General features: G+C 41.2%; 23 protein-coding genes and 1 riboswitch. Of the genes, 21 read left to right on the forward strand and 2 right to left on the reverse strand.

The window, feature by feature from the left end:
• Positions 1–79: 79 nt before the first annotated feature.
• Positions 80–493, reverse strand: coding sequence for a TetR/AcrR family transcriptional regulator (locus MSG37_RS17465; protein ID WP_248471954.1), 414 nt, complete (start codon positions 491–493; stop codon positions 80–82).
• 195 nt (positions 494–688) lie between these two features.
• Here MSG37_RS17465 and hinT point away from each other — a divergent pair, with 195 nt between their 5' ends.
• The 19 genes from hinT to MSG37_RS17560 all read left to right on the forward strand — a co-directional run bounded on the left by hinT (position 689) and on the right by MSG37_RS17560 (position 18,280).
• Positions 689–1,045: a purine nucleoside phosphoramidase gene (hinT, locus tag MSG37_RS17470; protein ID WP_248471955.1), complete on the forward strand. Its 357-nt coding sequence runs from the start codon at positions 689–691 to the stop codon at positions 1,043–1,045.
• Complete coding sequence (locus MSG37_RS17475) at positions 1,042–1,545, forward strand: PaaI family thioesterase (protein WP_248471956.1); 504 nt, start codon at positions 1,042–1,044, stop codon at positions 1,543–1,545. Before hinT ends, MSG37_RS17475 begins: the two co-directional genes overlap by 4 nt.
• Positions 1,535–2,005, forward strand: coding sequence for a PaaI family thioesterase (locus tag MSG37_RS17480; RefSeq protein ID WP_248471957.1), 471 nt, complete (start codon positions 1,535–1,537; stop codon positions 2,003–2,005). The genes MSG37_RS17475 and MSG37_RS17480 overlap by 11 nt, the downstream gene beginning before the upstream one ends.
• A 55-nt stretch (positions 2,006–2,060) precedes the next feature.
• Positions 2,061–2,450: a YcfL family protein gene (locus MSG37_RS17485; RefSeq protein ID WP_248471958.1), complete on the forward strand. Its 390-nt coding sequence runs from the start codon at positions 2,061–2,063 to the stop codon at positions 2,448–2,450.
• A gap of 137 nt (positions 2,451–2,587) precedes the next feature.
• Positions 2,588–2,718, forward strand: a riboswitch (TPP riboswitch).
• Positions 2,719–2,769: 51 nt separating this feature from the next.
• Positions 2,770–4,905 (forward strand): TonB-dependent receptor, encoded by a 2,136-nt coding sequence (locus tag MSG37_RS17490; RefSeq protein WP_248471959.1) that lies wholly within the window; start codon positions 2,770–2,772, stop codon positions 4,903–4,905.
• Between the two features lie 81 nt (positions 4,906–4,986).
• Positions 4,987–5,247 (forward strand): hypothetical protein, encoded by a 261-nt coding sequence (locus MSG37_RS17495; protein WP_248471960.1) that lies wholly within the window; start codon positions 4,987–4,989, stop codon positions 5,245–5,247.
• Positions 5,248–5,368: 121 nt separating this feature from the next.
• Positions 5,369–6,031 (forward strand): nicotinamide riboside transporter PnuC, encoded by a 663-nt coding sequence (gene pnuC, locus MSG37_RS17500; protein ID WP_248471961.1) that lies wholly within the window; start codon positions 5,369–5,371, stop codon positions 6,029–6,031.
• Positions 6,032–7,228: a phosphotransferase gene (locus tag MSG37_RS17505; RefSeq protein WP_248471962.1), complete on the forward strand. Its 1,197-nt coding sequence runs from the start codon at positions 6,032–6,034 to the stop codon at positions 7,226–7,228. It begins immediately after the preceding gene.
• Positions 7,229–7,494: 266 nt separating this feature from the next.
• Positions 7,495–8,340 carry a DUF6279 family lipoprotein gene (locus tag MSG37_RS17510; protein ID WP_248471963.1) on the forward strand — a complete coding sequence of 282 codons (846 nt, stop codon included), beginning with the start codon at positions 7,495–7,497 and terminating at the stop codon, positions 8,338–8,340.
• 227 nt (positions 8,341–8,567) lie between these two features.
• Positions 8,568–9,158 carry a DoxX family protein gene (locus tag MSG37_RS17515; RefSeq protein WP_248471964.1) on the forward strand — a complete coding sequence of 197 codons (591 nt, stop codon included), beginning with the start codon at positions 8,568–8,570 and terminating at the stop codon, positions 9,156–9,158.
• 313 nt (positions 9,159–9,471) lie between these two features.
• A complete protein-coding gene (locus MSG37_RS17520; RefSeq protein WP_248471965.1) occupies positions 9,472–10,020 on the forward strand; it encodes an NAD(P)H nitroreductase in 549 nt (182 codons plus the stop codon).
• 181 nt (positions 10,021–10,201) lie between these two features.
• A complete protein-coding gene (locus MSG37_RS17525) occupies positions 10,202–10,810 on the forward strand; it encodes a GNAT family protein (protein ID WP_248471966.1) in 609 nt (202 codons plus the stop codon).
• Positions 10,811–11,032: 222 nt separating this feature from the next.
• Positions 11,033–11,437, forward strand: coding sequence for a hypothetical protein (locus MSG37_RS17530; RefSeq protein ID WP_248471967.1), 405 nt, complete (start codon positions 11,033–11,035; stop codon positions 11,435–11,437).
• A gap of 502 nt (positions 11,438–11,939) precedes the next feature.
• Positions 11,940–12,329 (forward strand): hypothetical protein, encoded by a 390-nt coding sequence (locus tag MSG37_RS17535; protein ID WP_248471968.1) that lies wholly within the window; start codon positions 11,940–11,942, stop codon positions 12,327–12,329.
• 496 nt (positions 12,330–12,825) lie between these two features.
• Positions 12,826–13,512: an ABC transporter ATP-binding protein gene (locus MSG37_RS17540; protein ID WP_248471969.1), complete on the forward strand. Its 687-nt coding sequence runs from the start codon at positions 12,826–12,828 to the stop codon at positions 13,510–13,512.
• Positions 13,502–14,560, forward strand: a complete 1,059-nt coding sequence (locus MSG37_RS17545) for an HlyD family efflux transporter periplasmic adaptor subunit (protein ID WP_248471970.1) — start codon at positions 13,502–13,504, stop codon at positions 14,558–14,560. Before MSG37_RS17540 ends, MSG37_RS17545 begins: the two co-directional genes overlap by 11 nt.
• Positions 14,557–15,723, forward strand: coding sequence for an efflux RND transporter periplasmic adaptor subunit (locus MSG37_RS17550; RefSeq protein ID WP_248471971.1), 1,167 nt, complete (start codon positions 14,557–14,559; stop codon positions 15,721–15,723). The genes MSG37_RS17545 and MSG37_RS17550 overlap by 4 nt, the downstream gene beginning before the upstream one ends.
• On the forward strand, positions 15,720–16,973 hold the full coding sequence (locus tag MSG37_RS17555; RefSeq protein ID WP_248471972.1) for an HlyD family efflux transporter periplasmic adaptor subunit: 1,254 nt from the start codon (positions 15,720–15,722) through the stop codon (positions 16,971–16,973). The genes MSG37_RS17550 and MSG37_RS17555 overlap by 4 nt, the downstream gene beginning before the upstream one ends.
• A 110-nt stretch (positions 16,974–17,083) precedes the next feature.
• The gene (locus tag MSG37_RS17560; RefSeq protein WP_248471992.1) at positions 17,084–18,280 is read left to right on the forward strand and encodes an ABC transporter permease; all 1,197 of its coding nucleotides are present in this window, start codon (positions 17,084–17,086) and stop codon (positions 18,278–18,280) included.
• Positions 18,281–18,330: 50 nt separating this feature from the next.
• Here the strand turns inward: MSG37_RS17560 and MSG37_RS17565 are convergent, their stop codons facing one another.
• The gene (locus tag MSG37_RS17565; RefSeq protein WP_248471973.1) at positions 18,331–19,455 is read right to left on the reverse strand and encodes an acyltransferase; all 1,125 of its coding nucleotides are present in this window, start codon (positions 19,453–19,455) and stop codon (positions 18,331–18,333) included.
• A gap of 755 nt (positions 19,456–20,210) precedes the next feature.
• Between MSG37_RS17565 and MSG37_RS17570 the strand changes: the two genes are divergently transcribed.
• Positions 20,211–20,879 carry a potassium channel family protein gene (locus tag MSG37_RS17570; RefSeq protein ID WP_248471974.1) on the forward strand — a complete coding sequence of 223 codons (669 nt, stop codon included), beginning with the start codon at positions 20,211–20,213 and terminating at the stop codon, positions 20,877–20,879.
• Between the two features lie 10 nt (positions 20,880–20,889).
• Entirely contained in the window at positions 20,890–22,029 is a 1,140-nt protein-coding gene (locus MSG37_RS17575; protein ID WP_248471975.1) for an AI-2E family transporter, read from the forward strand.
• The last annotated feature ends 190 nt before the right edge of the window (positions 22,030–22,219 follow it).

The following is a 22,219-nucleotide window of genomic DNA, read 5'->3' on the forward strand; positions in this document are numbered from 1 at the left end:
GACATAAAAAAAGAGTCATGGTTATGACTCTTTTTTTATGTTCATCGACGTTAACTGCAATTAAGCTTGCAGCTAGTATTTAGCGGTTCATTTCACGTTCTTGATTTAAAAATTCAAAGCCGCTTTTTAAGAAGTTAAATCTCTCGTCATCAGGTAGCGTGCGAACTTGAGTTAACATTAGACCAAATGCTGAATCAATCATTAAACGGTCTGAAAGCTTTAGGTAACGATATACAACAGGTCTTAATACTACTGAAAAGTCACCTGTTAAATCTTCAAAGCGTTTTTCTTCGATAGCTTGAGTGTTATTCACTAATTCTCGCATGCACAGTGCTGCAAGTAGCGCATTTTTATCGCTGAAAGATTGATACTGTGCAGCTCGCGAGTAGCCGGCTTTTTTATGCACATCTGACATATTAAGTGCAATCATGCCTTTTTCTTGTACAAGTTCTGTTGCCGCATTCAGTAGTGCGGATTCTTTTTCAGTAAGCATTATCAAATTCCAACAAATTTTTATTTATTAAATGCGTTAATCAAATGAAAGTCAACCACATTGTATATACATCTGTTTATTCTATGTACAGTTTGTTAAGTAACAAAGGAATGATTTGTATTGATATTCGAGCATCGCCTTGTGAATGATTTCGCGTATACTATGGACTAGTTAATTCCTTTTGAGGGCAGAAAAATGGCCGAAGAAACCATATTCAGTAAAATTATTAGACGTGAAATTCCAGCTGATATCTTGTACCAAGATGAGCTTGTTACCGCATTCAGAGATATCACGCCTCAGGCACCAACCCATATTTTGATTATTCCTAATCATTTGATCCCAACGGCTAATGACATTAAAGCATCAGATGAAAAAGCCTTAGGGCGTATGATGTCAGTTGCTGCTAAATTGGCACAAGAAGCAGGTATTGCTGAAGATGGTTACCGCTTGATTATGAATTGCAATAAGCACGGTGGTCAGGAAGTATTCCATATCCATATGCATTTAGTGGGCGGACACCCACTAGGACGTATGTTGAGCCCAAGTGCATGAATACAGGCAATGAAAAAGACACGCTGACCCAAATGGCAAGTCGATTCGTTGAGCAGTTAACTCAGTGCCGTAAGCTTAAGCTTGCGGTACTTGAAGGTAGTGGCAGTCATGTTTTGATGGAATTGCCTTACGATAAGCAACTTGTTGGCTATCCTGATACTGGCGTAATTCATGGTGGCGTGATCACTACCTTAATGGATACCGCTAGTGGTTGTGCTGTAGTGTGCTCTATTTTTGATAAGTTTGGTTTACTTGAGATCTCACCAACCTTAGATCTACGTGTTGACTATATGAAGCCGGCAGAGCCACATAAGCCTGTTTACGGATATGCGCAATGCTATAAGTTATCGTCAAGTGTTGCATTTACCCGTGCGATTGCTTACCAAGATTCAATCGATGATCCTATTGCGCACGCGGTTGGTTCATTCATGCGCATTAGTCCAGAAATGGTCGGTGAAGAGTTTAGGCAGGCATTGATGGGGAGCGATAATGAGCAGTGAACCTTGTGCTGTTGATGATGGCGTTAAACTTGATGTTAAAGGCATAGTTAAAAAAGCGACTGAACTGAATGATTTTGGTCACCTTTTAGAACATGTGCCCTATGCAAAGTTTATTGGTATGGGCGTTGAACGCTTTGGTGATGAACTCGTCTTTAAACTGCCCGCGAAAGACGACAATATAGGTAACCCTATCTTACCCGCCTTACACGGTGGAGTGATTGCAGGTTTTATGGAGATGTCTGCAATTGTGCAATTAATGGTATTTATGCAAACCACTAAAGTACCCAAAGTTGTTGATTTTTCAATCGACTACTTAAGGGCTGGTTATCATAAAGACAGTTTTGCAGAATGTAAGATTACTCGTCAGGGACGCAGAGTGGCCAATGTCAGTATTAATTGTTGGCAAACAAATCGTAAGCATTTGATTGCTACGGCTAGAGCGCACTTTTTGATCGATTAATTTAGTGCTAAATTATACTGAGTAATAGCAAACTTGTGCAGCAAAGGGGCTTGAGATGAAAAAAGTATTATTGGGATTATTAGTGGCATGCGTATTTACTGCTTGTGCACCACATACCGCAGGTGTGATGGCTGACTCAAAGGGCCAAGTGCGCGTAGATAACAATAGTTTCGGTAAAGAAGTTCAAGTCAATAATATTATGGCTCGCCCAGAAGGTGGCCTTTTACGTGGCACAGGTACTATCGCTAGCCAAGTGTCAACCGACCTACGTGTACAGTACAAATTTACTTGGTATGACTTAAATGGCATGACCATTGATGATGAAGGCGTAAGCTGGAAATCGGTAAAGTTACACGGTAAGCAGCAATTACAAGTGAGTGCAGTAGCGCCTAATGCCAATGCCACTCGCTTTGAACTATATGTTAGAAAAGCATTTTCTAACTAGGTCGCTGTAAATAAGTGTGTAACCCATAACCAGAACATGTTTGTTAAAAAAACGTCAGTTAAGCTGGCGTTTTTTTATGCATGTCGTTCAGGTTTATTAAGAAGTCTGTCACTGAGTTGTAAAATTCATGTATAATCGCGCTCGCCAAGGGGTGTTAAAGTCTATCAATCAAAAGTTTGATTTATAGACTAGTACTGAGATGTTGTAAAACAAACCCTTTGAACCTGATCCGGCTAATACCGGCGTAGGAATGGGCCACATGTCATTTCCCGATCGCTTCTTTATGTTGCCGGATCTCAAAATTTTACTTTGAGGTCCTATGTTAAACTTTAAATCTTACTCACCTGTTGCGCTTGCCGTTATTGCAGCAGTATCTTCTCCCAATGCTTTTGCCGAAACCGATGCTAGTTTAAATGATGGCATTGAAGTCATGGTTGTCACTTCAGATTTTCGTGGCTCAGCATTAGAAAAAATGCCTTCAAGCGTTACCGTTATTGATCAACAACAGATTGAAGATCAAGGCGCGCAGCATTTTGAAGATATACTCAATAGCATTGCTAACTTTAACTGGTCTGGCGGTAGCTCGCGTCCTAAATATTTTCAAATACGCGGAGTAGGTGAACAAGAAGAGTATCAAGGCGCGCCTAACTCTTCGGTAGGGTTTGTGGTTGATGATATTGATCTTTCTGGCCTTGGTATGGCCTCAAGCATGTACGACTTACAACAAGTTGAAGTGTTACGTGGTCCACAAGGCACGCGTTATGGTGCTAATGCATTAGCAGGCCTTATCTATCTTAAAAGTAATGATCCAACAGATGTATTTGAACACGGCGCTGAAGTGTCATTTGGTGATGACAACTTGCAAACCTTTAGCGGTTTTAGCTCTGGTCCGGTAACGGACTCGGGGAAATTACTTTATCGTGTATCGCTACAACAACATCAACAAGATGGCTACCGAGATAACCTGTATCTTGGTCGTAGTGATACTAATAATCGCGATGAATTTACCGGTCGCGCTAAACTACGTTGGTATGCGACAGATGATCTAGAAATTGATCTCACCTTGCTTCATGCCAATTATGACAATGGTTATGATGTTTGGACGCTTGATAATAATGGTTTTGATACCTTAACTGACGCTCCTGGCGAAGATAAGCAAAAAACTACCGGCTCATCACTTAAATTTACATACACTGGTGCAGAAAAGTTCCAGTTAACCTCATTAACTTCATTCGCTCAATCAGATACTCGCCATAACTACGATGGTGACTGGGCAAATCCAGATTACTGGGAGAGCCGTGATTGTGACGGTTCCCCTTGTGAATATGAATATAACTGGGATAAGAAAGGCGAAAGAAAAACCATTACCCAAGAATTTAGATTGTCTTCAACAGAAGCAGGTCGAATCTTCTCTGATAGCACTGACTGGCTAGTGGGTGTTTATGGTATGGATTTACAAGAAGACAACGATACTGTTGATAGCTATAGCCAGTTAACTGCTGAATATCAAGCAAAAAACTATGCACTATTTGGTCAGCTTGATTCTGATCTAGGTGCAAATTATGCGTTATCTGTTGGTATGCGTGTTGAGCGCAGAGACAGCGACTATAGTGACTCTGCAGGTGATGCATTTTCTCCAAGTGAAACCATGTGGGGCGGACATATCGCACTAAGCAAAGCGCTGAGTGATGAGCATGAATCTTATATTCGTGTCGCTCGTGGTTATAAGGCGGGTGGCTTTAACATGTCGCTCCCAATAGAGCTCGCAGACAAAAAAGAATACGACACAGAAATTCTATATAACTATGAAATTGGTCTTAAGTCGACTTGGTTAGATGGCGCAGCGAATACCAATTTGGCAGTTTTCTTTATGGATAGACAAGATCAACAAGTTGCAGCTTCGCAGCAATCTACTGTTCCAGGTGAAGAGGGGAACTTCATCCTATTTACCGAAAATGCCGGTAGTTCACATAATTACGGTGCCGAGCTGGATGGTAATTGGTACGCAACAGATAACCTGCAAGTGTATGGTAGCGTAGGCTGGTTAGAAACCGCTTATGGCGACTATGGATATGAAGACAAGTATGGCGCCATAGTCGATCTTTCTGGTCGTGAATTGGCTCATTCACCAAACTTTACCTTTAGTTTAGGTGCGACTTATCGAAGTGATAGCGGTTGGTTTGCCAATGTAAATGCCAGCGGTAAGAGTGATTTTTACTATTCTGATAGTAATGAGTCAAAATCTGACGCTTACCAAATCTTCAATGCAAAGTTTGGTTACGAAGCGGATATTTGGTCTGCTTACCTGTGGGGACGTAATCTGTTTGATGAGCAATATGGCGTCCGTGGCTTCTATTTCGGTAATGAGCCGGATCTTGACTGGGCAGATAAGCAATATATTCGTTACGGTGATCCGCGTCAGATAGGGGTCACCTTTAACGTTAAGTTCTTATAATTATCTATTTTAAATTGTTTCGTTATCCCGTGTTTATAAAACACTTTTATTTGCCAGCTAATTAAGCTGCTGAGGTTTACTATGAAATTAACAGCTGAGATCAGTTGTTATCCGTTACAAGATAACTACCTAGAACCGATCAAATGGTTTATTGCTCGCGTTGACAGTTATGACAATATCCAACGCGTGACTAACGCTATGGCGACCCAAGTTGTTGGCGAGTATGCTGATGTGATGTCGATGCTCGCAATTGAAATGCAAGGAGCCCATGAGAAATTCGGTAAAGCAGTATTTGTGTGTAAGTTTATTGGCGGTGAGCTTAATTTAAGCCACAGCGAATAATCTCAATATAAATAGGCCACAACAGCTAAGTCCAAAATGGGCTAGTGTTGTGGCTATTTTAATTCTATCCACTTATAACGGCTATTTGGCTGATCTTTAGGCTAAATACAAGGCGTTTATTATGTCTGAATTTTGGTTGTCGCTAGTCAATAGTGTCACCACCGCACTGAGTGAAGCACAGGCACTTACTGCCTGGGAAGCGGTTGCTGTGTTACTGGCTGTGGCTTACTTAGTTTTTGCGATGAAGGGCAGTATTTGGTGCTGGGCCGCCGCTTTTGTTAGCACGGCTATTTACACTGTTCTGTTTTGGAACGTATCGTTATTAATGGAGTCATTGCTAAATGTTTACTATATGGCGATGGCTGTTTACGGCTATTGGATGTGGACTCGTGGCGGTAAAGAACATGATGGGGTCAATATCGTTTCTTGGAGCGCAATGACTCATCTTAAAATTATTGTCGTAACAGGCATTATTGCACTAGCTGTAGGGCATTTTATGGCAACTCAAACCCACGCCTCTTTGCCTTATTTAGATGCCGCAACAACCTGTTTTGCGGTAATGACAACCTATTTAGTTGCGAAAAAAGTGCTAGAGAACTGGTTTTATTGGTTTGTGATAGATGCGGTATCTATTTACTTGTATGTGAGTAAAGGATTGATGTTAACTGCTGTTTTATTTGTGCTTTATCTTGGCATGGTGGTGTTTGGCTACTATATGTGGCGCAATAAGATGGAAGATCAACAAACGCTACCCGATAGCAAGTTCTCTGAAGGAAAAGCCTAAGTGGTTGAGCAAGAAACCAAGCTTTTAACTAAAGCGTTAGCAAGTTATCTAGAGCAAGCTCAGCTCACTCATGTAAGTTTGATTACTCGGTTAAGTCAGGGGTTGAGTAATCAAAATTACTGCGTTCGTGGCTGTCATCCTAGCTATGATGGTGAAAGCTTTTGGGTGCTGAGAGTCAATAGCTGGGCCAGCTCTCAGATCTGTGATCGCAGGGCTGAGGTCGCTAATTGGCGTTTAGCCGCGAGTCACTCTCTAGCTCCTGAGGTGGTATATGTTAGCCCTTGTAATCGCTTTTATTTAAGCCGCTATTATTCGCAACAGCAGCAATACAATTGGAGTGCTTTAAGTAGTGAAAATGGTGTCAGTTCAATGACAACCGCGCTCACTAACTCATTAAACGAAAGTTCCCCTCCGCACTCATATAAAAGTAAGCACTCATATAAAAGCCAGCGCTCATATAAAGCTCAGCAGTTATGTCAGACCCCGTCTCTCAAGTTAGCCAATACACTTGGCAAATCCACTAGTACAGCTATTGAAGAAGCAGGGTTAATACTGCCACTGCTAAACGGCTTAGCTAAGTTACCAGAGCCTGAAAATAAAATGTCAGTTGATAAGCAATGGCATGTTTATCATCATCGACTGCAAAGTATGTTTGCCAAAGTGACAGCTTTACAAGCGAGGCATTGCAATGCTGCGCAAACAGTTTTACTTACAGCGTGGAAGCTAAGTTATGCCAAGCTAGTGGCCAATATTGAGCAAACCGAAGCTATGCTTCGCCGCTTAAATCATTGCATGATCCGCCAGCAATTTAGTCATAGAGATCTAAATCCATTCAATATCTTATTGGTTGAAGGGGCGCTTAAGTGTATTGATTTTGAATATGCCTGCAGCTCCCATCCGCTATGCGATTTGGCGGCAGTGCTTGCCAGTCATTCGTTATCGAATGAACAACGGCAATGGATTATTGAAGAATACTTAGCCAGTAATCCAAATTTAAATCATCATGCAGGTTCAGCGGTAAGCGCTGCGATTGACCTTTATTGGGTGTTTGCCGTTTGCTGGGCACTACAAATGGCATTTGATCATTTGATAAAAGAAGGTGAGGTTGAGGTCAAAACGGCAGATAAAGATCTGCAGGCCGTAGAAGGTTACTTAGCTTGTGCCGAGCAGTATTATCAGTTAATTAGCAAACCTTGATGAAGGAGTGGTAAACAGTAAACCTGAATATCTAATCGCTAAGCACCCATAATTAAGGTCCTTAAAGTTACCCTATAAATTACCTCCTAAAAGTAATCCATCGAGCAAGTCTTAAATTTATCTACCATTGAGTATAAATATATTTCTATCTGAGTTAGGCATTAGAACAGATACAACAATTTGTATCTGAGCGATTTATATCCGTTGTTCTATGCTAGGTTAAGACCAATCAGTATAAGATAAACACAGTGTTTGGAGGAGGGCTAATGAGAAAACTTGCAATGGTAGCACTGTTGATATTTGGCCTTGTAGGTTGCTCAACTAAAGTGGGTTACTACTTTTTGGATTGGGCGATTGAGTGGAAACTTGAAGAGTACGTTACCTTAGACGCTAAACAGCAAGAACAATTTGACGATACGCTAAAACAGTTTTTATATTGGCACCGCAGTGAAGAGCTTTTACGCTATGAAAATCAGTTAGCCAAATTATCTAACGTGCTAGAGCAGCAGTCATTAACCCCCGAAATTTGGGCTGACCATGTTGCTGAAGCTAAAAGTCATTGGTCGCGCACTTTTGATTACCTTCTACCGTCTTTACTGCCCATTATTAGTTCTTTTTCAGATAAGCAGGTTGCACAAGTTATCGCTCAACTGAGAGTGGAAGAAAAAGAGTTAAATGAAAAGTACTTAGGCAAAGATCAGGCTGAATTAATAGAGATGGCGGATGAACGGATTAATAAGCGTGCTAAAAAATGGTTAGGTAAATTATCGGCTGAACAAAAAACTGCCATTCACAACTATAATCAAACTCGCGGCGCAACATTAGATATGTGGCTTGAGTATCGACATGAATGGATCCGCTTATTTTCACAGGCACTAAAAAATAGACACAATGAAAAGGCGTTATCGCATAGCCTAACTTTACTCATGACCGAGCCAGATAAGCTGCGTTCACAAGCCTATAAAAAAGCGCTTGATAGTAATACCGAGCAGTTTGGGGAATTGTTGATATTGCTGAATCAACAGGCGAGTGCTAAGCAAAAACGTTATTTTCATAACAAGATGACGGCGTTACAAGAGGATTTAATCGAGCTTAGTGAAGATAGCGAATAGTCTATATTTACAAACTGATTGAAAGAAAGTTTTGTTGCTCAAGGTCTATGTTGCTAAAGGGGTTAGGTTTTAACGGATCTAGCTGTTTTCCCAAATTAGGGAATTAGCCGAATTTAGCAATTAGCCTAACGTAAGCAGTGAGCGTTATCTGCTTGTTTGCAATATTTAAGCTTGAGTACTAAAGCTTTAGTACTCAAGCTTTAGTACTTAAGCCAAGAGGGAACGACATGCAATTAGTTAAACTTTATCAGCAGTTTTTGAGTGGACTTAAGTTTTTTGAGGGACTTGCGCCCTTAGCGCTGCGTTTGTATTTGGCACCGGTTTTGATGCAAGCAGGCTATAACAAGTTAAGTAATTTCAGTGATACCGCTGCTTGGTTTGGTAATCCTGATTGGGGTCTTGGCTTGCCGTTTCCGGAGCTTATGGTTGCGCTTGCAGCCGGTACAGAATTTTTTGGTGGTGCATTACTTGTCGTTGGATTTGCCACGCGGCTGGTATCAATTCCATTAGCGATAACCATGTTTGTTGCCGCTTTTAGCGTACATATTCAAAATGGTTGGTTAGCCATTGCAGACTCTAGTTCTTGGTTAGCTAATGAGAATGTCATTGCTTCTGCTGAAAAGCTGGCGAAAGCGAAAGAGATTTTACAGGCGAATGGCAATTATGAATGGTTAACAAGCTCAGGTAATTTCGTGATCCTTAATAACGGTATTGAGTTTGCTATCACCTATCTGTTTATGTTGCTGGTGCTTATTTTTGTTGGAGGCGGCCGCTATACCAGCCTTGACTACTTTATCGCTAAACGAAATGGCTTATAACAACCACTGCAGGGTTCAGAGCTTTTGAACTAACGAGCTCAATGCTAATTATTGGCAGTATAACCGTTCCTTTATGAGTTTAAGTATTTGGTAGTTAGTGTTGTTAGACTTGGAGCGAGTATCACCGATACTTTTGCAAAGCTGTTGAATCTTTATGCTGATAGGTACAACTACCAAAAAGCTTTTATTTTACGTAATTAATTCATTTCAATTAAATCCCACTAAATAGGTGGGATTTTTTTTGAGTAGTTGATATTCTCAATTGGCCTTTGAGTAATTCTTCTTTCGTAACATGTTTATTAAGGACAATCAGTTGGACGCATTAGAATTATTATTAACTCGTCAGTCAACTCCGAGATTAACCACTCCAGCTCCTAGCCAGTTGCAGTTGCAGCATATTCTAGATGCAGCGACTCGCGCCCCAGATCATGCCGGGCTAACTCCTTGGGAGTTTATTATCGCAGAGGGAGACGGTTTAACTCGACTTGGGAATATTTTTGTCGGCGCTTTAAAAGAAAAAGGAGCTGATGCAGATTTGCTTACTAAAGCGAGCAATATGCCGCTACGGGCTCCGATGGTAATTACCGTTGTTGCTAAAGTAAAAGAACATCCAAAAGTTCCTGCACTAGAGCAACATTTAGCAGCAGGCTGCGCGGTTATGGCTATGCAGCAAGCTGCATTTGCTCAAGGCCTAGGGGGGATTTGGCGCACCGGAGAATTAGCCTTTGATGCGAATGTGCATCAATCTCTTGGCTTAACAACTAGCGACCAAATCGTTGGCTTTTTATACCTAGGCACGCCCGCAATAGACGCTCCTACTAAAGCGTTAAAAGATGGTATGAGCTTTGCGCGGTACTTATAAGGACACTGTTGTTTGACGAGAGTGCAAAGCATCAGCTTTGAACAAGATACTTAGGCTAAATTTTGATAAGACTATTTAGCTATAGATGTAACAACTAAGATTTAAGACAAACGAGTAATGATAATAATACCAATAGCTTAGCTTAAGTCTTAATTTTGCCAGCATTAAACAGGAGGTTGTGTTGAACGTAGAACTTAAAGAGGCCAATTTAGTTGGCGAACATATAGTACTTGAGCCGCTGACCTTAGAACATCAAGCCGCGTTAAGTATTGCCGTTGCAGATGGCAATTTGTGGGAGCTTTGGTATACAAAGGTTCCGCATCCTGATGATATGAAAGCCTATATTATGACGGCGATGGAAGCTGAAGCGCGCGGTGAAGCGTTAGCTTTTGCTGTGCGCTGTCGCCATTCAGGCGCTGTAATTGGTAGCACCCGAATTTGCCGCTGGGAGCAGCAGCACCGTCGGTTAGAGGTGGGTTATACTTGGTATGCAAAAAGTGCCCAGCGAACTGCGGTAAACACCGAAGCTAAGTTACTTATTTTAAGTTACGCCTTTGAAACGTTAGATGTAATGGCCGTAGAGTTTAGAACTCATATTCAAAACCAAGCTTCTCGCCAAGCAATATGCCGGATAGGTGCGACTCAAGACGGTATTCTGCGTAATCATCAAATTCTTAACAATGGCACCATTAGAGACACTGTTATTTACTCAATAATTGATAGTGAATGGCCTGATGTAAAACAAGTCCTAAAAGACAAGTTGTTGAGCTATCAAGAGTCGACGCAATAAACTCATGCTGCAGAGTCGCATTGTGTTATTGCGCTTTAGCCGCGGTTAATTTGTAGATGTAATAGTCAGTTGTTGGGTAATCGCTTCTGTAGGTGATTGACACTCTTTTTGGCTGTTTTCTTGCTTTATCCTTGATATTCAGCTGCACCTAAAGTAGAAGTAGGTAACCCAATTAAGAATCAGCTACTGATGATAGCGACAAAATAAAAAGGAATTGATTGAATGCTTGCAAAGAAAAAACTGTCGATGGTGCTCTTCGCTGCTAGCGCATTGTCTTTTAATAGCTTCGCAGGCGATGCGGAAGATGCTTTTACACAAGAGCTGGCTGAATGTGCCGCTTATTACCAAATTGCATCTGATGCGATTTCGGCAATGAATGCGCCGCAAATGCAAGCTGTTGGCGAGCGATTACAACAATCTGGCCAGCAAGCGATCGAAATTGCTTCCAAATATCAGGCAGAAGATAAAGTTGCTGCAGCAGTAACTAAGGCTGCCGAGCAACATAAAGCATCTATGCCGAACAGCAAAAGCCTTGGGCCGCTTATGGGTAAATATAAAGAGAAATGCAAAACCATTATTGCTCAGCCTGATAAGCGTCTAGATTACTGGACCATGGCAACCATGTAATTGCATTGGTTGGAAAAAAAGAAAGTAGATGCATAGTGCCTAGCTTTCAAGACAAATAGCAGCCAGCAAGGCTGCTTTTTTGTGGCTTGAATAAACTGAAAGAACATCTGGCACAAAGGGGATACTGCATTGAGAAGGCTTGTTTGAATACCAAAGGATGAATGCTGCAAAGCAATACCTGTACTGACAAAAATTATTAATAATTCTTGCAATAATGCACGTAAAGATTCTGTCTACTAACCTAACAATAGTAGAGGCTACAAGTCTTGCTGGAGAGCAAAATCAGGGTGCTAAAGCAGAGAAGCAAAGCGGTAGCAACCAGCTGACCTAACAAATAAGCATTAGCTCTGATTGAGCGGGCTAGTGTTTAAATAATTAAACGATAGTGCAATCGGTGATGCCGGAGTTATAGAGCTTCTAACTTAAACTGGCGCAAATATAACTGAGAAAATTAAGTTAAAAATTACACGCAAGCCTAACCAGAAAAAATAGGAGATAATATATGAACATATACTTGTTGATAGCAGGTTTAATAGCCTTAGCGACAAGTGTTTGGCATCTAACATATGCTAGAAAGCAGTTTTTAATGCCCATGTTGCATGCTGACTTTGATGCGACTGCCCAAGTGATAATGCGATGCGTTTTTCACTATGTGACTGTGTTTTTATTGTTATCAAGCTTTGTACTGCTTGCTTGCGCCTTTGCTGCAATCGCCCAAATGCAAAGTTATGGCATGCTTATCTTTATCGCACTTAACTTTGGGCTGTTTGCGATTTGGCAAATTTATATTGCTTTTATGAGTGATGCTTCTGTTTCACTTAAGCGATTATTTCAGTGGCTACTCTTTGTACTTATTGCGGGTTTTACTGCTATTGGCGCCTTGCAAGCTTAGACTTGTTTTATTGTGAGCTGGATTGATAAGCGCTGAAATATCCAACTCAGTAGATAACATGAAATATCCTCAGCTAGTTAACGGCTTGTTTTTTCTATAAAACCGCGTTAGGTTAGATTTTGCGAATATTTTATATCAACTTAGAGCAAGCTACTGACTATCCAAGCTCAATCATTAGCTAAGTTCAAAAGTAATAAACGCAAAATATTGATTCAAATGGAACTGAATAAGCTTAGCAAGGAGCAACAATGTCTAACATTTATACAAGCTGTTTTCACAAACAACCTCGCACCAGCAAACCAACCTATTCTCCATTGCAATTAATTTAGCCGCCATGTTATGAAATAGGCTTGCTAATACATTCGTATTACGATTATTTACAAATTTTTGCAGAGCAATCGCCAAACAGTGTCGTGCTTAGCGGTATGATAACCCTATCACTGATGGCTTAGTTCTTATGAACTCAGCTATTTGAGCCTTGCTATATGAGTCCGTTATGATCACAGTTCACCAATTAGCTAAAGAATACCCAATGGGTGATAGTTGCGTAAAAGCACTCAATGGAGTGAGTTTTACTATCGCAAGAAATGAGTTCGTTGCCATCATGGGGCCATCTGGTTCAGGCAAATCAACTCTGATGAATATTATAGGCTGCCTAGATAAACCCACTTCGGGGCGCTATAGCCTGAACAGTCAAGAAGTTGCAGAGCTTGACGATGATGCATTATCAGCAGTTCGTAACAAAGAGATTGGTTTCGTTTTTCAAAGCTTTCATTTGTTGCCACGTTTATCTGCTTTGCAAAATGTCCTTTTACCGCTGCGTTTTTCTGCCGATCCTAATCAAGACTCAGCCTATGCCCATGAGTTACTCGATCGTGTGGGACTGGGTTCTCGTCACGATCACCGGCCTAATCAGTTATCTGGCGGGCAAAGACAACGGGTCGCAATTGCTCGTTCGTTAGTGAATCGTCCTGCTATTTTATTGGCAGATGAACCAACAGGGGCTTTAGATAGTAAAACTTCAGTTGAGATTATGGCGCTTTTTACTGAGTTACATAAAGCCGGGCAAACAATTATTTTAGTGACTCACGAAGAAGAAGTTGCAGCTTATGCGCAGCGCATTATCCGCATGCGTGATGGTGATATCGTTGAGATAGAAGAGCGAGGTGAAAATGCCGCTTAAACGACTATCTAAAAGCCCTGCTTTGTTTCCTTTGTCTTTAGCTTCGTTACTGGTGTTTGCACCGCTTGCTGCTAACGCCAGCGGAGCAGCTGATCAAGGTCAATCATCGTCTATACAAAATAAGTTGCAGGCGGATAAGCCTAAGTTGATGCCATTACTACTTACCGGGCAGGTCGCATCGGTTGTTTCTCAACCTTTTGTGGTGCCTAAAGCGGGGGATTCTTGGCGTTATCAAATTCAATGGATGATGCCTGAGGGCTCGTTGGCTAAGCCAGATCAGGTTGTGGTTATCTTTGATAAAAGTGAAATCGATAACCGTATTGAGCAATTAGAAGGCAGTCTCTTACGAGTAACCGCTCAGGAGCAAAGCCAATCAATTGAGTTAAATGCTCAGCTATTACAAGCTGAATTTGACCTAAAACAGGCAAAGTTAGAACTTGAAAAAGCTCAGCTTGATGCCGCTATTCCTGCAGAGTATATCGCTGCAAAGGATTATGCTGACAATCAGTTTGAGCAATTGAAAGCAACCTCTGAACTATCAAAAAAGCGTCAAGCATTATCTGAAATCGAAGATAGAAGAACAGCGGCGTTGTCGCAGTTAGCGATTGATAAAAAGCGTGCACAATTGGAACTAAGTCAAGCGTTATCGGGCTTAGACCAGTTGGAATTAACGGCTGATATTGCTGGCCCAGTATTATATGGCCGCGACCCTTGGAGCGATAAGAAATACTCGGTTGGCGATAGTGTACAAATTGGGAGACAGGTGGCCAATATACCTGCACTAAATGAGCTAGAAGTTGTGGCGTGGGTGAACGAAGTAGACGTAGACCGGATCAAAATTGGCGAGCCCGTACACTTACGTCTTGATTCACAATCAAGCGTTCAGCTTAGTGGCAGTATTGATGAGATCAGTCGTCAGGCTCGCAAGCAACCAGCCTGGGGAGACAGCAACTGGTTTAAGATTTCAATTAAATTTGAAAATAACGAACAAGTGGAAATTATTCCAGGTATGAGTGTGCTTGTTGAAACAGAGGGCCATTCGTCATGAATAAACTAGCGATAAATCTATGCGTTATGAGTGTGTTGTTAGCTGGTTGCGGCGATCAAGTACTGACAAAGGCTGAATCTGGCATTCTTGACCAACAAATTGAAGTTACAGGAGAACTAGTTTCTGCAAACACAGTCAGCCTAAAGCCACCGGCATTACGCCGGGTTTGGCAATACCAAGTAAAAATGCTTGCGCCAGAGGGGGTTGAAGTTAAAAAAGGCGATAGAGTAGCGCAGCTCGACACCTCTACATTGACGCAAAGGTTGTCCAGTAAATCGGCTAACTTAGCAACCACAGTACAAGATATAGAAACCTCAAAGCTACGTAATGCTAAGAAATTAGAAGAACTGAAACTGGAATTGGCCGAAGCTAAAATGACTCAAGAAAAGAGTCAGATGAAAGTTGATATTTCCGATGAAACGGTTTCTGTTATTGATCAGCAAAAATACCTACGCGATGCCGTGATTGCTAAAGATAGAGTTAAGTTAATTAATCAGAAAATTGAATTAGAGATCCGCAGCGCAGAGCAGCGAATGAAGATGCTTGCAGGTGATCAGCAAAAATTTGCAGCTGAAGTTGCAGCTTTACAAAAAGGAATTAAGTCATTAACGCTTATTGCACCACGTGACGGCATGGTGGTGTATGGCAATGATCAACAAGGCAATAAACTCGCTGAAGGCCAGAATATCTTCGTCGGAGATTCGGTGCTGAGTATCCCTGATCTACAACATATGCAAGTAAACATGACGATTCCTGAAGTGGAGGCCGGGCGAGTCAAAGTCGGCCAAGCCCTGAAAATTCGCCTCGATGCCAACCCTGATAAGACGTTCAACGGCCAGATCACCGAGTTAGGTGCAGTTTTTCGTATCAAAAACCAAGACGTGCCCTTAGTCATTTTCGATGCTGTGGCCAGTATTGATGAAGTTGATAGCGACTTAATGCGACCAGGGATGACTGCCAAGATAAGTATCGATATCGCTAATCAAACACCGGAGCTTTTGTTGTCGTTAGATGCGGTGCACTACGACAGAGGCAAGGCATACGTTATGAAGCCAGGCTTATTTAGTGACGCTAAACAATACGTCGCTTTGGGAGCAATGGGTAAAGAGCAGGTAGTGATTAGCTCTGGTCTCAATGAAGGTGAAGAGGTGCTGCTACCATGATGAATATATTTAACTTCGATGAATGTAGTTTTCGCTTACTGGCAAAGCCGTTTATTCGCACAGGCTTGCTAGCAAGTACGCTGTTATTGATGACAGCTTGTAGCGATTCAGCTAGCGAAGGTGTGTTAACTATCGACGTTAACCGCTCAGACTTTAAAGTTGATATTCCTGCAGCGGGCGAGCTTGAGGCCAGTAATTCTACAACGGTCAATGTGCCTATGGGGCTGCGTGGTCCGCAATCTCTTGCATGGATCATGGACAATTTTAGTACGGTAAAAGCGGGGGATGTGGTTGCGAGAATGGATGGTACTCGCGAAAGCTTTCGTTTAGAAATGGAAGAGCTAGATTATGACAGGCTCGGGTTAGACAGCCAGATCCAATCTCAGAAAGACAAAACTATCGATAAGACCCTTACAACTGACACTAAACTGACTGCACAAGAGCAAGATTTAGCAGAAAGGTTTTTCAGTGAAGATGAGCGGGTTTATACCAAAATCGATATCATCGACCAGATGAGAAACCAAGATTACCTTGAAGCGAAAATGGACTTTTATGGTTGGGGGCTCAGTCAGCATGGCTCACAAGCCGAAGCAGAACAAGAGCTTATTAAGTTAAAGCAGCAAGGGCACAAAGCCAAGATCAATCGCTTTTCAAACAACTTAAAGCAAATGGAGATAGTTGCACCACATGATGGCTTGTTTGTGGCTCAGCCTGGTTGGAATGGTGCATTACCTGTTCCTGGAGACATGATGTGGTCAGGCATGGCAATTGGTTTATTACCTGATACTTCGAAGATGCAAGCCAAACTATATGTGCTTGAGTCAGAAGCTTTAGGTTTAGCGATTGGTAAGCCGGTAACGCTTTATTTGGATGCTTATCCTGAACTAGCTCTCAGCGGGACTTTGACTCAACTTGATGCTTTAGCTAAGGCAAAAGAGCAAGATAGCCCGGTTAACTATTTCGAAATTACCGTTAGTTTAGATAAAACCATGGTTGAGATTATGCAGCCTGGTCGTCAAATAAACGCAATGGTACATGCACTTGATTTAGAGGATGTCATTACAGTGCCGAACCAAGCACTGTTTCAAAAGTCTGGTGAGTACTGGGTTTACCTAAAAACCTCTGCAGGTTTTAAAAAGCAGAATGTGACATTGGGTAATCGAAGTCTAAACCGTACAGTTATTACTGCAGGACTAAAACAAGGCGATACGATTGCATTAACCACTCCGCCTAAAAGGAATCGAGTATGACCAAAAATAGAGCTGCAGTGGACTTAACCCAAACGCTAGCACAGCCAACTCAAAAGTCCTCGTTTGCTTGGGGAGTTTATTGGGAGGGGGTTAAACAGGCCTTTGATGAGATGCGTCACCATAAGTTACGTACTTCGTTAACTTTGCTTGGGATGATATTTGGTGTTGGTGCCGTTATCGCTATGCTAAGTGTAGGTGAGGGCGCTGAACGCGAAGCACTAAAAATGATTGAATCTATGGGGGTTAAAAACCTAGTTGTTAATGCCCGCCCTGCAGATGGTGAAGCGTTGAAATCCGTGCGGGAACATAGTGTCGGTCTGAGCTTAAGAGATATTGAAAGTGCGCGTGACACTTTACCTTTTGTTGAAAACTGGAGCGCCGAGAAAAATGTAAAGGTGTTTAGCTTATTTAGCCTAAAAGGGCGCAGTGACGCGCAAGTTGTTGGAGTAACGCCAAGTTATTTTGAACTAAGCTCTTTACCATTAGGTGAAGGAAGAACGCTGGTTGATAGTGATGAGGCTTATTATCAGCAAGTTGCAGTGCTTGGACCTGAAGCTGCTAGGAGCTTATTCCCTCAAGGCGGTGCAATAAACAGTTTGATTAAAGTTAATCATCAATGGTTTACCGTTGTTGGCGTGTTGTCTGAAAAAGAGGGCAGTAAATCAAGCATTCAAGGAGTAAAACTCGGCGGCGAGCGTAACCAAGTGTTTATTCCTTTAACTACCGCGCTGAAAAAAATGCAGTTTAAGAGCCTAGAAAGTGAGCTTGATGCCTTTAAGTTAGCATTAGCTGATGGCGTTGAGCCGTCATTAGCGGCCAAAAGTTTGCAGCATTTGCTTAATCGACGCCACGGCGGTGAGAAAGATTTCGATGTAGTCGTGCCCGCTGATCTGTTAGCTCAGCATCAAAAAACCCAGCAGATCTTTAATATTGTCATGGCCTGTGTCGCGGGTATTTCGTTACTGGTAGGCGGTATTGGCATTATGAATATTATGCTGGCGACTATTCTAGAGCGCACTGGTGAAATTGGTCTGCTAAGAGCGTTAGGCGCTAAACGTAAAGATATTGCTCGGCAGTTTCTAATCGAGAGTATCGCAATTTCGGCAACGGGCGGCATTATTGGTATTGGCGTAGGTTTATTACTCGCGTTGGTTATTTCATCTGCTGCGGGTTGGCCAGTGGCATGGTCGCCATTTGCAATTTTATTAGCACTTGGGGTTTGTATGACCATAGGAGTTGGTTTTGGTTTATACCCTGCAAATAAAGCGGCTAAATTAGACCCGATTATTGCTTTACAGCGTGATTAATGGCTGGGCAGGCATTTCAGTTCTGTCAATAAACATGATAACCCGTGGTCTCACCGCGGGTTATTTTTTGATTTTAAACCAAAACAAAACCTTAAAAAATTTGATGGTTTAATAATAAACCAACAAATTGCGCTGGTAACTAAAAATGATAAGCTGAAAAGAGAAAGAATCTTTAATAATATAGGAGCTTGCCACGTGATGACATAATAGCCTATGACGACAATGATAGTCTGATGAAAAATGTAAAAAGGATAGACCAACTCATTACTAAGGCTTATCCATGAGGGAGTTTTTTCAAAATATAGCTGGGCATAACCTAAGATTGTTAGCAATGCTGACCATGAAACTAAACAACAAACTAACCACCATATAGACCAACGTATATTGAGAGATAAGTATTCACTTAAGTCTGGCGAATAATAATATAAATAGAAGAGTATAGTGCTAAATACTAATAAGGTTAAATTGTAAAACCGCTGTTCAAATATCGTTCTCCAAATGACTTTGCTGCGAATAAAAAGCATTCCAGCAATAAAAAAGAATAAGTAGAATAGCGAAGAAGATAGGTTTTCTATCGTTTTACCTTCGAACTGAAAAGTTATTGAAAAATATATTTTTATTACTATTAATAAAATCACCAGTAGGTATAGCCCGATACTATACTTTGATAGTTTTTGCAGAAAGTGAATGATTGATGCACCTAAAGATGAGCTAAATAATTTGTTAAGTGGAATTGCTAGCAGGAAAAATACAAAGAGGTATTCTATAAACCAAAGGTGATTAGTTTCTAAATTTAATGCAAGGGCTGGGTACTCTTGCCAGTATGATTGCATCTTAGTTATATTTTCAATATAACTTTGTGGCGGAATGACTAGTATTGAGCCAACTAAAAGCGGAATAAGTAATCTTAGAGATTTGTTTTTAAGAAATTTTACAGCTGTGATTTTTGAAAGCAAAATTACAGAGCTAACACCGGCAATAAAAAACAAAACTGGCAGCCTAAACTGTTCAAAATACACCATAATATCATCGAGCAGTTTACTCGAATCGTTATTCATAATGTGCCAACTATCTCCATTAAAAGGCATACACACATGATGAGTAAACACAGCAAAAATTAATATCACCCGTAACCAATCTAATTCGGGTAGTCGTTTAGTGTCTTTCAATTCCATTTGATGACCTTTTAATTACATAACAATGAATATGGTAGTTTTGTCTCTTAGCTTTAATTTTTACTGTAGTCAGCTTTCTATTTTTATTTCACCAGCTTTTAGCTGGATATCGATGTGATTTTTTGAACTCTTAATTTCCTTAGGCGTATAACAGCTTATTATCACTATCTCGGATAAATCTCGGTTTTTCATTGATTCGCACTGAACATAGCAATGTAATTCATTGATGTAAACAGGTTGCTTTTTATCCATTCATTGTTTTTAAATATTGTCAATTTGTAAGATTAAACTAGAGCATTTTGAGTCTAGTCTAAGTTTAAGTCAAAAGTTTAAGTTTCTGATTTTAAAGGTTATACCCTTGATTTAGATTCAAGGGAAAATGTTATTGGTATTCCCTATTACAGTTATCAAATAGAGCAAAGTTATCGATATATCAAGGTTTCATCAATTCATTAATTTGCCAGCTCATCGGTACACCAAATCACCATCCCCGTTGGGCTAAAAAGTGAGATGTTACTCCTGTAGAGCGCCTTTTGTCGTATAGTGCTGTCAATCGGCAAGTTTCTAATTGTACGCAGTACAACCGCAGCATCTAATCAAGCTAAGTGGATTTCAAGATTATTTTCAGTGCTAAAATGCTCAAAAAATATCAGCAATCGAAGATAAAGTAAGCTATTGTATTGGAAGTATTTAACCTTGTAGCAGGCTTTAGTCGCATTTAGCCGTAAAATGATAACTGTCAAGGAAGCGCCAGTTTGATCAACAAAGTCATTACTAAGCACAATAATTTTTATTATATGACAGCTGCGCTAGTTGTATTGCTATTAAGCGCATCGTTAGTTAAATCGGTGGCTGACGGCATGATTGAATCCGTATTAGACGGGGTGATCGCGGCAACCTTTCTCGTTTGTGTGGTTAGTCTAGGAGTAGACAAAAGCTGGAAGCGTTTTATGCAAGGGCTGATTGTTGTTTGGCTCATTGCAGCAATGCTTAAGCGCTTTACTGCCATACCAAATATCGATCTTTTCATGCTAATGCTCATGTTTGCCTTTTTCTGGGGCACCTTTAGTTCAATTGCTAGGCAAATTCTGTTTAGTGGATCTGTAGACGGCAATAAAATTGTTGGTTCTATAGCGCTGTTCTTGCTGCTTGGCTTAATGTGGGCGTTAGTTTATCTATTGATCTTGGCGCTATCACCGCAGGCGTTTAGTGGTGTTGAGCATAGTGTCTGGGGGCAAAACTTTTCTCAAATGGCGTATTTTAGTTTTGTAACCCTAACAACGTTGGGCTATGGCGATATCAGTCCGAATACGCCATTTGCTCAAGTCGCAGTTTATATGGAGGCAATTGCTGGTGTGTTTTACATGGCAATTGTAGTTGCAAGTTTGGTGAGCGCAGGAATGGCTCAAAAGGAAACCCAATAGGAAGCGTACTATGGAAAACCCAATGCAACATAATCAAAGTAAGTTATTCATCAATAATATGATGGAGTCTGCAATTCGAATTGGCTTGTTGTTTATATTGGTTGTTTGGACCTTTGATATTATTAAGCCTTTTGTGATCCCTGTTTTGTGGGGAGCAATTATCGCAGTGGCGTTAATGCCGATGACTCAAAAGCTTGAGCGTGCGCTCAAAGGGCGGCGAGGATTGGCGGCAACAATATTAGCATTCGCGGGTATTACATTACTCATTGCGCCATTTTGGATTGTTACTAGCTCAATTTTTGAAGGGATCTCCCACTCTATTGAAGTGTTGCAGTCAGGCGAAGTTGATATTCCTGGTCCGACTCAGAAAATTGCAGACATTCCTTTGATAGGTGACAAGCTGTTTGAGGCGTGGGCACTATTTGCCAACAATTTAGAAAAAGCGGTTATGCATTTTCTACCACAAATTAAATCCGCAGTAACTGCTGCCGCAGGCATGCTAGGTAGCAGCCTAGGAACACTGGTGATGTTTATTATTTCATTGGCTATTGCCGGTGGATTTATGGCTCATGCAGAAAAGTCTGCCGCTGCAGTAAATACCGTTGCAGTTAAAATTGCGGGAACTCACGGTGAAGAATGGACGAGCTTAACAGCGGCGACCATTCGTAGTGTGCTATTAGGTGTTGTAGGTGTTGCATTTATCCAAGCGATTTTGATTGGTTCGGCACTATTTACCTTTAGTATTCCAGCTGCGGGGCTATTTACTTTTATCGTATTTATTTTGGGGATAGCGCAGCTGCCACCGCTGTTGGTGGTTTTACCACTGATCTTCTATGTTTTCTCGACCCACGACTCTACCCCTGCGACCATATTTACAGTGTGGGTGTTAGTAGCTGGAGTGTCTGACAGCGTATTAAAACCTATGTTAATGGGTCGCGGTGTGGATGTGCCCATGCCGGTTATTTTAATTGGTGCGATTGGCGGTATGATCACTGCAGGGATCATCGGTCTTTTCTTAGGGGCGGTCGTTTTGGCTATTTGGTATGAGTTGTTTATGACATGGTTAAAAACTGAAGAGCAGCAAAATGCCAATGCGGAACAGGCAAATGAAGCTGAAGATAAGTTGGTGAGTTTGCCGGTTGAAGATTAATCCAAGTTACTAAGCGGCAATTTTAAAGGATGCTATTGGCATCCTTTTTTGTATATTTGTTTTGCTGCTATTTGTAAGTTGTAGCTTTGGCTTAGAATTGAAGTTTTAATTACCGATTGGTAAATTACCGCCATTTATACGCGTCTTTTTAAGGCGTTGTAGACAATATTGGATTAGCAGGCTTGAGCAA

Origin of the sequence: Shewanella sp. 1CM18E (genome assembly GCF_023161665.1) — a bacterium.
Classification (GTDB): domain Bacteria; phylum Pseudomonadota; class Gammaproteobacteria; order Enterobacterales; family Shewanellaceae; genus Shewanella.